Below are 11,900 nucleotides of genomic sequence, written 5' to 3' on the forward strand. Positions count from 1 at the left end.
TTAAAGATACATTGATGTTGGAGTCGCCGTCGACCCTTGAAGGATCGTTTCGGTTCCTTGAATTACTCGGAATAACAGGGATTTAAATCCGTTGATACAAAGAGTCACCATAAAATCCCTAAACATGCGGTCGAACTATGGAAGGATCCGGTATATGCAATAAAGATGCAAATGTTAGCACAAAAAAAGAAAATACAAAAACAAACTCCTGAAGAGCGAATCAATGAAATAAATCAAGAGTTAATAGAATTCCAAAAGAAATATAAAGCAAAAAGCATCTCGAAAGCATTTAGCGGGATAGATCTGGAATCAATGGATGATCCGAGTGATTATTATGAATGGCGGGATTTAGAGGAAGAAAAAGAGGAATTACTAACAATGTTAATTGAGGATAGTGGTCATGAATAAAAATGAAAAACAGGCTAAACTTCTGCCTGCCGATATAAACAATATCCTAGACAAATATGGCCACTTGCTTCAATCCTATACTGGATACCGGAGTATCACGCAGTTCGTAATGCAGGCATTACTTAATTATAATTGGCCAGGTAACATTCGTGAATTGAAAAATGTTATAAAACGATTAATTGTTTTTTCTGAACAAGGAACGATCAAAATAGAGGATTTACCTTTTGAGGTTCACGAATCCACAGAGGGAAAAATACTTGATTCAGAACATAGTCAACTGTCGTTGAAGGAACAACTACAAAAAAATGAAAGAGAAATCATCACGAGAGGGTTAAGAAGAGTAAGAGGAAATAAAAAGCAATGTGCGGGAAATTTGGATATCACCAGGGCGACATTATATAACCGGATGAGGGTGCTAGATATTGATATATAAACCTTATGTTTTAAATATTTACATTATTTTCTAATAAGGATCCACACTGTGAAAGCTCTAACTCGACATCTCGCATTCCTTCAATCAATTATTATATTCAATATATGTGATCGAATTACTAACGGGATACACAAGATTGCTAAACAATCCTTGTATCCCATTATATAAACTATAACACAATTAAATCATAATCCATTGTCATTAAATTCACTATTTCGTGTTCGGTTACGACAATATTGTCTTCTAAACGAACTCCAAATTCATTTTTTATATATATTCCAGGTTCTACAGTGAAGGCCATGCCTTGCTGAATTGTATTTCGATTAGATTGAGTAATATATGGTTCCTCGTGAGCATCTAATCCTATCCCATGGCCTAGTCTATGTGTAAAACAATCTCCATACCCTGCTTCAGAAATAATTTCTCTAGCAGTTGCATCAATGTCACCAATAGTTTTTCCTATCTTTATCGATTCTATTGAAGTGGAAATGGCGTCTTTAACTATATTGTATACTTCTTTTTGTTTATTGGAAACATTTCCAATACCGATTGTCCTCGTCATATCTCCTACATACCCATTGAATGTGGCACCGAAATCGATAACAATGAAGTCACCGTCTTCTATTGTCTTTTCCGATGCCCTGCCATGTGGCAATGCACCACGATAACCCGATGCTACAATAGTAGAAAAAGGTGTCCCTTGTGAACCTCTTAACCTCATTTCATATTCTAATTTAGCCGCTACCTCTACTTCCTTTTTTCCTATTTCTATTGTAGGTAACGTAGCTTGTAAACTCTCTTCCAGAATATGAACCGCTTTTTTCATCATGTTTACTTCTTCCATATTCTTTTGGAGACGCATTTCTTTAATGATGTTCGTTGCATTAGACGTTTGATGAATTCCAAGTTCTTTTAAAAACTGATATTCCAATAAGCGCATTTGATTTGTTTCTACAGCAACCTTTTGTGTTAGAGAAATATTTTCCCTTAAGGAAGGTAGTAGAGAATAAGGCCCCTCTTCATCTGAATACGAAAAAACAATTTCATCTTGACTCAGGGTAAGTTTCGACTTTTCTACTTCTGGAGCAAGATATGTTCCCTTTCCACTCCTGTCTAAAAAATACAATAACAACCTTTCGCTCATTGAGAAATTATTTCCAGTCAAATAATATAAATTAGAGCCTGGAACTAGAACCATTAAATCAATATCTTGTTCTCGCATCATTTTTAATGTTGTTTCTTTTCTTTTATCAAACATTCAAACACTCCTTCGTCATTTGATTATGATTTCCCAATTTTGAATACAGACGAAAAGAAGTTATACAAGGCATCTCCTGCGATAAATCCTGCAGCCATAATCGTCATCAACTGATGATCTTGATTGTTATTCTTTTTATAAACAATAAAACGAATTACAATTCCTGCTAGCACTGCCCATCCAGCTATTGGATTAACTAAGAGCAAACCAGTTGCTAATAAAACCCCCATCTGCCTCTTGGGACCACCGATCAATTGAATCAGTGCTCCTGGAATAGCCCAAATTAATAGTTTGATAGCAATATCAGGAGAAACTCCTGATTCGATAGTAGCAGCATAAACGAAGTTAACTGGCGGAATTAAATCTCTTTCAAAATAACTTTGGAAAGAAAGATAAACCACTGTAACCGTTACCACAAAGGCTAATAAGGCTGCAAATAATTGTTGCCTTCTACCTTCCTTTTCAAAAACGGGATCTTTTCCTTCTCCTCTTAACATATAACCCGTTTTCAAATCATATCCCATATCAGCAAATGCCACACCAGTTGAAGCACTATACCCCACTAATAAAGCCAACGCTTCTTTAGGAAAGCCAATTAAAATTCCAATAATTAACGTAATCAGTGCAACTGCAAAAGCTGGGAACCATCCGGCATGCATCGCTGCAATTCCAACAATTAATTCATGTGCAAATGCAGATAGCGTTGCAAATAATAAAAATCCGATTAACATCCCAAAAGACATATCCGTATAAATCCCCGTAATAAGTGCCATCAAAAGCGTTATCGCCAAATAAGCAAGCGTACCATAACCAAATCCTTGAGCAATGTCTTTTTCCGATCTTGAAAACTCATTTGTTTGCGATTTTTTGTCACTATTCGCATCTTTTTTATTAAAAATTAAAAAGACAACTTGAATTAACGCAACGATTCCTGCCCCTATCATAAAACCGTGTGGAATATATAACTCATTTATATCTATACCAAATAATTGAATAGAATAACCCCGAAGTAATAAACCAACACCAAACATCGTTAACGCCCAAATGTTTCCAATAAATGCTACACCGAATGCAGACATTGGTATTTTAGCAATAGAACCCAAAATACCAATAACGATGCCTGTCCCTAATATTTTAGCCCTTTTTCCACCCTCATCTCCCGCTCTAATTGCTTCCGCAGTAGCAATACCGGGAGGCCAAGCTTCTTTTGCTGGAAACACTTTTGAATCAAAAAATTTATATAATAATAGTGCATCGACAAACATTGCAAGAGTTACTCCTAGTAACAATGGTAAAATTAACTCTGGCATCCCCATTACAAATGGAATTCCTATCGGCAGTAACAAACTACTTGCCGCACCAAAAGTAGCAGCTGAAATGGAGGTTTGCACAATATTCTGTCTGTGAATTGATTTAAAACTCATAAACTGTTGAAGTGGTACTCTAGCAATGATCATTGCAAATATTGCCCCAATGATAGAAGTATTAGCGGATATTCCAAGCGTTGTAATTAACTGCATCCCAATGACAGCTCCAAATATCGCTGTCAACACTATTAATATAATAGTTAATGGATTAAATATAGTTGGATGTTTTTTCTCGGGCATTATCCTCTTCCTTCCTTATAAAAAATTATAAATCATCTGTTGAATCTCCTTTGTTTCTTCTAATAAAATTTGCAACATTTCCTCTTTCTTCTTATCATTAAGGCGGTACTGGGGCCCTGCAATTGTAACGGATGCTACGACTTGGTCATTTTTATCAAATAACGGAACGCCCAGGCCAAAAACTTGATCTGTATACTCCCCACATGTGTAACTCCAGCCTTGTTTTTTAATTTCATCTAATTCTTTTACTAACGAATTCATGTCATTAGTAGTATTTACAGTAAAACGTTGAAAGCCATCTTCCATCACATGTATCTGTTCGGCTTTAGATAAATAAGCCATTATGACTTTGCACGATGCCCCAACATATAAAGGGGTACGTGTACCAATTGAAACAGAGAATTTGATTCGTTCTTCACTCTCTGCAATTGCCAAAGTAACCCCTTCTGTATTTTCTTTCCAAGTTAAGAAGATTGACTCTTTCGTCAGTTCTGAAATCCTTTCCATGACAGGCAAAATATCTTCCGTTATCGACATTCTTTCTCTAATAATTTGACTAAACTCAACAAACTTAAGACCTAAATAATATTTTTTCGATTCTTTATCCTGTGTTAAAAATCCGTTCTTTTCATACGTTTTTAAAATTCGATTAATAGCCGTATGGCTTGTCTTCAATTCTCTCGCTAACTCTCTTACACCCCATGCTTTCTTTTCTTTCGTAAAACAATTTAACACTTGAATTGCATTATCTAATGTTTTTAAAATCATTCCAATCTCCTCCTGTTCTTTTATACTAAATGATCCAAACTAATTCTTCTAGTTAAAATCAAAACAGAAGGATAAGTGGAATTTTACAAATCTTTCTTAAAAATATTTCTTGCATCATGCAATGAAATAAATCCATTTTTCACATCCTGCTTCACTTGATGAAGCGGTCGATCTTCCGGATTACCATATCCTCCACCTGTTGCTGTTACTAATTCAACAATATCCCCTTTATTGAAAGGCAAACTCTTCACAATTCCTGTTGGGCCTACAACTGTACCATCCTTTTTAGTAACTTTAATATAACTATTCCCGCCTTCTTTTCCTCCATTTACTCCCCACGGTGCATGTTGGTGTCTACCAAAACTAACAGATAACTTTTGATGGTCACTTAAAGCTTGATATTTACGTATCACTCCGGAGCCCCCAATGAATTTTCCTGCTCCACCGCTATCACATCTTAATGAATATTCTTCAACCAACACACCATATCTAGCTTCTGCAACTTCAATTGGAATGTTATATGTTTCCCCATCCCCCATACAAAATTGTCCTCTTTGTCCATCTTGGTCGTTTGCTGCACCCCAACCACCAACTGATGGTTCTACTAATAAAAATGGTTCTTCCGTGTCAGGATGATCTCCGCTAATAACCACGGAGGATACGGATAAAAGATGACCTGCAGGTAGTTGATCAGGTATTTGTGGTGCTAACGCTTTCCAAATTAAATCTGCTCCACCTAATCGTCCCTCAAAATTCATTGAAACTGGTGCGGGTCTTTCAGCTGACAAGATGGAGCCTTTATCAGTGATAATTTTCAATGGTTGAAAGACACCTTCATTAATATTTTTAGTAGGGTGAATAACGGCTAAATACATCACTCTTACACTCGCCATAAGTCCATAGTAAGAACAATTTACTGGGGATTGAACTTGCTTGGCACTTCCCCTGAAATCACATATAAATTCATCGTCCGTTATTGTTACCTTAACGTTAATCGGATAAGGACCGCCGACATTGGGATCATCTTCTATAAAATCAGCTGCCTCAAAAGTTCCTTTTGGTAACTTTTTTAACGCTTGTTTGGATAATTCTTTTCCTTGTTCAAGTAAAAGATTAATAGATTGAATCACAAATTGTTTTTTATACGTTTGACACAGTTCTTCAAATCTTTTTTTGCCAGTACGTAAAGCCGCAATTTGTGCCCACATATCTCCTAAAGACTGATTCGGTAAACGTACATTCATTTCAATAATATCAACTACAGCTTGATTTATCTTACCGGATTCAAATAATTTAACACCAGGTAATTGTAACCCTTCCTGGTAAATTTCAGTTGAATCATTTGTAAACGAACCAGGATCTTTCCCACCAACTTCCGTCCAATGTCCTTTATTTACAGAAAATGCAACAATTTCATTTTCATAAAATATGGGCATCACTAGACCTACATCAGATAAATGGGAACCTCCTCCTACATACGGGTCATTTATTATGATGACATCGCCATCATGTAATTGTCTTCCACCATCGTACTTTTCGATTACATGTTGAACCATTGGACTTAACATGCCTATAAAACTAGTCACGCCATTCCCTTGACTTATTAAATTACCTTTAGCATCTGTTAAGCCACAAGCATAGTCTAGTGCTTCATAAAACATCGGGCTCATAGATGTTTTCGCTAGTGCAATAAACATCTCATCTCCTATAGATAGCAAGGAGTCTTTTATTACTTCAAGCATAAATGGACTTATTTTTTCCGCTTTTTCAGAGTTCATTATTAAACCCCCGTTTCGATAATTAAATTTCCATATTGATCAACTGTTAAGCTTTGACCTGAATACAGTAAGGTTGATGTTTGCTTTTCCTCGATAATAGCCGGGCCTTGTACGGTCATGTTTTTTCCCATTCGTTCTCTTGCATAAATATTCGTTTTTAACCAGCCACCATCCTCAAAATAAACATCTCGTTTTTCAATTAATGCGTTATCATCTTTATTTTCTTTAATTTCAAGTGGCTTTATTTTCTCTACTTGACCAAAACCTGTTAAATGAATATTTACAATCTCTGTTTTCGTGTTTGGTAGTTTAAATGTGTAATTCTGCTCATGTAATTCATGAAACTTCTCTACAATTTCGCTGCGTGTATCATCTGTCCATTCTCCATTTGGGACAGGCACTTTCACGGAATGTTCTTGACCAACATATCTCATATCTAAAAACCTGGTAAACATAATACTACTGGATTGCATTCCTTCTTCAATAAAATCTTGCGTGGCCTGCTTCTCAGTTTGTTCCCATTTCCTATTTATTTTGTTTAAATTGAGTTGCTCAAAAGGTTCTAAGTATGTCTGTATATAATCACGTCTTAGATCAGTTTGTAACATGCCCCATGCAGAAAATACAGCGGATGATACAGGTATAATAACTTTTTTTACTCCTAACTCTTTTCCTAATGCAGCTGCATGCATTGGACCGCCACCACCATAAGCAACCATGACAAAATCAGATGGATCGTAACCTTTACGTACGGAAATCAACCTCAACGCATTTAACATATTAGAATTAGCAATTTGAATAATGCCTAGTGCTCCGTCTTCAGTTGAAACATTAAATGGCTCTGCGATTTTTTTTGTCATCACTTGGTTAACATGTGACATATCAACATCGTAATCAAAGTTTTTAGCTGATAATCTGCCAGTAACTAAATGTGCATCTGTTGTAGTTGGAGAGTCACCACCTAAACCGTAAGCAACCGGTCCTGGATTAGAACCTGCAGATTCTGGTCCAACTTGAAGAGAACCTAGTTCATCAATCCAAGCAATAGAACCACCGCCATTTCCAATTTCAACAATATCAACTACTGGAGCTTTAATGGGATAACCAGAGTTTACTTCTGACTTTTCAATGAAATAGTCTGTTGTAATCTTAACTTCTGATTGATGAATTAACGAACACTTAGCTGTCGTACCTCCTATATCAAAAGCAATAATATTTTTTTCACCGATTAAATCACCTAAAACTTGTGCACCATAAATACCTGCCACAGGACCTGATTCAACCATTTGAATGGGTTCCTCTTTCGCATGTTCAAATGTTGTAGCACCGCCATTTGATTGCATAATGTATTTCGTACCATGAATTTTTTCACGTTCTAATTCTACATTTAGTTTATTGATATACTCATTAGCAATTGGTTTAACATAGGAATTTAATACCGTCGTATTTGTTCTTTCATACTCCCGCCATTCTTTTGATATTTCATATGAAGCAGTAACATAAACCTCTGGCCAATTCTCTTTTATATACTCTTTTGCCAATTGTTCGTGTATAGCATTTTTATAAGAATGTAAAAAGACAACTGCAATCGCTTCCACATTTTCTTGTTTAAAATAATTTAATGCTTTGCTTAGGTCATTCTTATTTAGTTCAACCAAAACTTCACCTTTGTAATTCAAACGCTCCTCCACTTCAAGTCGTAAATGTCTTTCAACAAAAGGCTCTGGCTTTTTATACTTAAAGTTATATAAATCTGGACGATTACCTCTCGCAATTTCTAAAACATCTTTTGTTCCTTTCGTCGTAATTAATCCAACCTTTACACCTTTTCTTTCCGTTAAGGTATTAATTACAACTGTTGAACCGTGGATAAACATTTCTATGTCAGTAGGCGAGATCCCACTTTTTTTTATGACGTTCATTACGCCCTTTTCATATTCACCAGGTGTAGTATGGTCTTTTGCAACGTCAAACTCACCATTTTTATTTACATAAACTAAATCAGTAAATGTACCGCCGATATCTGTCGCTACTCTCATCTTTCACACTCCTAGATGTACCTATATTCGAACCACTGGTTCTAATTTTGATTTGTTAATTATATTAACACACATATTCAGAAAACTTCAAGTATTAATTTTATTTTTTATTAATTAAATTCATTATCTAGGCTAACATCGCATTTAAGCCCCTTTATCACTTGGACACTAAAATTGAAGGAGAGTACAATGTTGTTATCGTGGAAATACTCGATAAAGATGGTGATTTAAATCGGAGAAGCAAAATAAGGTATTTGAAGATTTAAAGAAAAAATGTGAGAATGGCACTTGAAACAAATAAATACGCAACAACAGCTAAGACAGCTGGTGTCCATCCGGACTACCCTTAGAAAATGGATAAAGAAGTATGAGGCAGAAATTCGTGATCAGATGGAGTTAGAGGGTACAAGCATTACTCCAGTTGAACCAACTGAAAAAGATACAAATATGAATTGGAAATGAAGTTATTGGGCGAAAAAGAACTGGAAGTAGCTGTATGAAAAGATGTATTAAAAAAAGAATTAACTTTAGATTATTTATTTCAAATAGCATACGAGTGGATCTCAAAAGGATTTTTTATTAAGCGAATTCATGGTATCTTGGATCTAAATCGCTCCACATATTAAATGGAGGAAAGGAAAGTAGAGACTCAAGTTAAAAGAGGTAGACCAAGTCACAAGGTTTCTGATAATCAAATGGAAATCTCCTGAACTGTCACCACTACAAGCAACTGCAACAAGCACCGTAAAAATAATTGTTAAAATATTAAAAAGTATGAGTAGTCACTAAAAAAGCTACTTATTTAATTCAACAACGCTTTAAGAACTTAACATATTTTTAAAGAAGAGGCCGTTCCTCACACCAAAAAGACCAGCTCTATTTAATGATAAATTAATGAGCTGGTCTTCTTCATAAGTAATATTCAATTCCTATAAAACTATCTAACTGCCTTCTGAGTACTTAAGTCCCAAAACTTGGACTGTTGTTCAATCACTTTTTGTACCGCTTCTTCCTCATGAGGAAATAGTGTATCGACTGGGACTCCGCTGAAACTTTCCATAAATGGATCCTCTACCTTTGTTTTAATTCCACTCATCGCTTCAACGATCGCTAAGGAACAAAATGGTACATAAGCTGCACTATACCCACCCTCATGGGATAATACTAGACGACCATTACAATGTCTTTCCGCTAATTTTTTCATAAAATCAGCAAATCTGTAAAATCCATCAGCTGTAACCATCATTCTCGCTAAAGGATCAAAAAAGCTTGGATCTTGTCCGGCTGATACAATAATTAACTCTGGTTTAAATTGATCAACAATTGGTTCCACAACATTTTCAAATGCATGCATATATCCTGCATTTCCTGTCCCTGCAGGTAATGGAATATTTACTGTATACCCTTCCCCTTTTCCTTCACCACAATGTTCCACAAAACCACGCGTTGCCGGGAATAATCGATCTTGATGGAGTGAAATAAACAATGTACTGTCATCATCATAGAACGCCTGCTCAGTTCCGTTTCCATGGTGGACATCCCAGTCAAGCACTAGAATACGTTCTAAATTATATTTTCTCTTCGCATATTTCGCCGCTATAGCAACATTGTTAAAAATACAGAAACCCATTCCTTCCTGTGCTTCAGCGTGATGACCTGGTGGTCTTGTTAAAGCATATACATTCTCAACTTCACCTTCCATAACTGCATCAACAGCAGTCATTGCTCCCCCTGCAGATAACAAAGCAATTTCATATGACCCTCTTCCTACAATCGCAATCTGCCCTGCATCCCCACCATTTGCATCACTTAACTCTTTTACTTTATCTACATAACTAGGAATATGAAATAATTCAATTTCATCCCGCGTTGCCGGACGAGGAGCGATAGAATTCAATTGAGGGGTGAATCCACTTATATCAAGTAAATTTTTGAATCTTCTTTTCGTTTCTGGATCTTCTCCATAAGTATGAGCCTGAACCCAACCACCAGAGGCTAAATGTAAAGCACCAGATCCGTTGTCATGCCAAAAATAACTTTCATCATAAATAAATCCTGTTTTCTTCATTTGACTTCCTCCTTCAAAGTTTGTATTATCATTATTGCAAACGCTTTCTTCGATTACAATTACACGAAAGGATAATTTATGTTCCATTCTGAATTTTCAGATTTTAAATTTAAATTATGTTACAATTAATCCAAAGTAAAGAAGTGCATAAAATATTGGAAGATGCGAATTACTGGAGGAATTACTATGAATCTATCTAAAAACGACTACGAAAAAATAATGCATTTTATCAATAGCACTAATTCAGAGCCATCGAATATGTCAAAAACAGTTCAAATTTATCTTTCAGATTTATTCCACTTTCATCATTCATTGTTTTGGTTAGCAGATAAACAGAGTAACATGTATAATTTAAACTTTTTTAATTTTGATGATAAATTTATTTGGGATTACACAGAAACATATATGAATAAAGATCTCATGCATCCTAAGAAACAAATAAAGAATGTAACCAACAAACAATCCATTTTAAAGGTAAATGAAACTACCACACCGTCATCCTTTATTAAATCGGAATATTACCATTTTCTTAAAAGACATCAAATCATTGATGTAATGGTTGTTTACCTTACAGATAATAGATATATTTATGGTGGCATTGGATTTACCCGGCATAAAGGAGATAAACCTTTTACTCAAAAAGAAAGGCACACACTTCAAACACTATCTACCCATCTTCAACACTTAGTTAAAACTTCAATGATTATAGAAGAAATAGAAGCTGAAAATATTTTTCTTAAAAGAAAGGCTAACGAGAATCCAGGGATTATTCTCGTAAATGGGAATCAAAATATTTCTTTTTATAACGAAGCTGCTCAAAAAATCATTGCAACAATTTGTCCGAATACTTCTGTCGAAGAATTTTTTCACACCTCTATAAACAATTACTTGTCAGAAGAAGAAAGTACTATTAATATCAATATGAATGAGTGGAAAGTAAAAGTAATCCCTCATAAAATGAAACAAAACCCTACATCTAAGAAATATTCGATATACCTCTATCCTGAAGAAAATAAGAAAAGTAATGATCTAAAAGCGTTATTATCAAAAAGGGAGCTTGAAATTTTTGATTTTGTGTTAAAAGGATATACAAACGAACAAATATCTAATGAACTATGGATAAGTATCAACACTGTCAAGAAACATTTAAGAAATATGTACGAGAAACTAGATGTTTCAAACCGGACAAGCTTAATATATAAATTAAAAGAAGTTGATCATTTCATATAAGGACAAATGCAATATAAATCATCATGAGATTACTAAGTAGAATCGAGTATGTAACTCTTTAGTTAGTAAAGCAGATGATGTGAGATATAAAAATAACCGATATCACAATATATTTGAGGAGGAAGCTAAATAAATGTGTATTTCGCAACTGAAAAGTGAACCATTTCGCAATTTAATTTTGAACCACTCCACTTTCTTCAGTTTTGAGCCATTCCTCCGTTTCTCTCATCCGGAAGGATGGGCCATTCATATTCAATACATGTGATTTATGGGTCAGACGATCAGTCAATGCTGCCGTTAATACTGGGTCT

Annotated in this window: 11 protein-coding genes; 4 read left to right on the plus strand and 7 right to left on the minus strand. The window is 35.1% G+C overall.

All coding sequences use genetic code 11. The annotated features are described in order from the left end of the window. Positions 1-165 precede the first annotated feature (165 nt). Positions 166-408, plus strand: a complete 243-nt coding sequence (locus tag ACPYKA_RS13465; RefSeq protein WP_479542771.1) for a hypothetical protein — start codon at positions 166-168, stop codon at positions 406-408. Next, the gene (locus tag ACPYKA_RS13470; RefSeq protein ID WP_479542772.1) at positions 401-841 is read left to right on the plus strand and encodes an AAA-type ATPase lid domain-containing protein; all 441 of its coding nucleotides are present in this window, start codon (positions 401-403) and stop codon (positions 839-841) included. The genes ACPYKA_RS13465 and ACPYKA_RS13470 overlap by 8 nt, the downstream gene beginning before the upstream one ends. Positions 842-1,010: 169 nt before the next feature. Here ACPYKA_RS13470 and ACPYKA_RS13475 read toward each other — a convergent pair whose 3' ends face one another. The 5 genes from ACPYKA_RS13475 to ACPYKA_RS13495 all read right to left on the minus strand — a co-directional run bounded on the left by ACPYKA_RS13475 (position 1,011) and on the right by ACPYKA_RS13495 (position 8,291). Further along, complete coding sequence (locus tag ACPYKA_RS13475) at positions 1,011-2,099, minus strand: M24 family metallopeptidase (protein WP_479542773.1); 1,089 nt, start codon at positions 2,097-2,099, stop codon at positions 1,011-1,013. A gap of 23 nt (positions 2,100-2,122) precedes the next feature. Continuing rightward, positions 2,123-3,706, minus strand: coding sequence for an OPT/YSL family transporter (locus tag ACPYKA_RS13480; protein ID WP_479542774.1), 1,584 nt, complete (start codon positions 3,704-3,706; stop codon positions 2,123-2,125). Positions 3,707-3,721: 15 nt separating this feature from the next. Further along, positions 3,722-4,474, minus strand: coding sequence for an IclR family transcriptional regulator (locus ACPYKA_RS13485; protein WP_479542775.1), 753 nt, complete (start codon positions 4,472-4,474; stop codon positions 3,722-3,724). Positions 4,475-4,557: 83 nt separating this feature from the next. Further along, positions 4,558-6,252 (minus strand): hydantoinase B/oxoprolinase family protein, encoded by a 1,695-nt coding sequence (locus ACPYKA_RS13490; protein WP_479542776.1) that lies wholly within the window; start codon positions 6,250-6,252, stop codon positions 4,558-4,560. A gap of 2 nt (positions 6,253-6,254) precedes the next feature. Next, positions 6,255-8,291, minus strand: coding sequence for a hydantoinase/oxoprolinase family protein (locus tag ACPYKA_RS13495; protein ID WP_479542777.1), 2,037 nt, complete (start codon positions 8,289-8,291; stop codon positions 6,255-6,257). A 288-nt stretch (positions 8,292-8,579) separates the two neighbouring features. Here ACPYKA_RS13495 and ACPYKA_RS13500 point away from each other — a divergent pair, with 288 nt between their 5' ends. Further along, positions 8,580-8,753 (plus strand): hypothetical protein, encoded by a 174-nt coding sequence (locus tag ACPYKA_RS13500; RefSeq protein ID WP_479542778.1) that lies wholly within the window; start codon positions 8,580-8,582, stop codon positions 8,751-8,753. 475 nt (positions 8,754-9,228) lie between these two features. On the opposite strand, the gene ACPYKA_RS13505 is transcribed toward ACPYKA_RS13500, so the two are convergent. Continuing rightward, positions 9,229-10,359: a class II histone deacetylase gene (locus ACPYKA_RS13505; protein ID WP_479542779.1), complete on the minus strand. Its 1,131-nt coding sequence runs from the start codon at positions 10,357-10,359 to the stop codon at positions 9,229-9,231. A gap of 186 nt (positions 10,360-10,545) precedes the next feature. Between ACPYKA_RS13505 and ACPYKA_RS13510 the strand changes: the two genes are divergently transcribed. Then, positions 10,546-11,589 (plus strand): response regulator transcription factor, encoded by a 1,044-nt coding sequence (locus ACPYKA_RS13510; protein WP_479542780.1) that lies wholly within the window; start codon positions 10,546-10,548, stop codon positions 11,587-11,589. 172 nt (positions 11,590-11,761) lie between these two features. Here ACPYKA_RS13510 and ACPYKA_RS13515 read toward each other — a convergent pair. After that, on the minus strand, positions 11,762-11,900 hold a 139-nt coding region (locus ACPYKA_RS13515), incomplete at its 5' end, for an ATP-binding protein (protein ID WP_479542781.1).

Origin of the sequence: Pseudogracilibacillus amylolyticus (SeqCode) (assembly GCF_051918545.1) — a bacterium.
GTDB lineage: Bacteria > Bacillota > Bacilli > Bacillales > Amphibacillaceae > Pseudogracilibacillus.

Bases quoted from the DNA above. Each gene is read 5' to 3' on its own strand.
- ACPYKA_RS13465 (WP_479542771.1), top strand. From the start codon at position 166: ATGCAAATGTTAGCACAAAAAAAGAAAATACAAAAACAAACTCCTGAA.
- ACPYKA_RS13470 (WP_479542772.1), top strand. From the start codon at position 401: ATGAATAAAAATGAAAAACAGGCTAAACTTCTGCCTGCCGATATAAAC.
- ACPYKA_RS13475 (WP_479542773.1), bottom strand. From the start codon at position 2,099: ATGTTTGATAAAAGAAAAGAAACAACATTAAAAATGATGCGAGAACAA.
- ACPYKA_RS13480 (WP_479542774.1), bottom strand. From the start codon at position 3,706: ATGCCCGAGAAAAAACATCCAACTATATTTAATCCATTAACTATTATA.
- ACPYKA_RS13485 (WP_479542775.1), bottom strand. From the start codon at position 4,474: ATGATTTTAAAAACATTAGATAATGCAATTCAAGTGTTAAATTGTTTT.
- ACPYKA_RS13490 (WP_479542776.1), bottom strand. From the start codon at position 6,252: ATGAACTCTGAAAAAGCGGAAAAAATAAGTCCATTTATGCTTGAAGTA.
- ACPYKA_RS13495 (WP_479542777.1), bottom strand. From the start codon at position 8,291: ATGAGAGTAGCGACAGATATCGGCGGTACATTTACTGATTTAGTTTAT.
- ACPYKA_RS13505 (WP_479542779.1), bottom strand. From the start codon at position 10,359: ATGAAGAAAACAGGATTTATTTATGATGAAAGTTATTTTTGGCATGAC.
- ACPYKA_RS13510 (WP_479542780.1), top strand. From the start codon at position 10,546: ATGAATCTATCTAAAAACGACTACGAAAAAATAATGCATTTTATCAAT.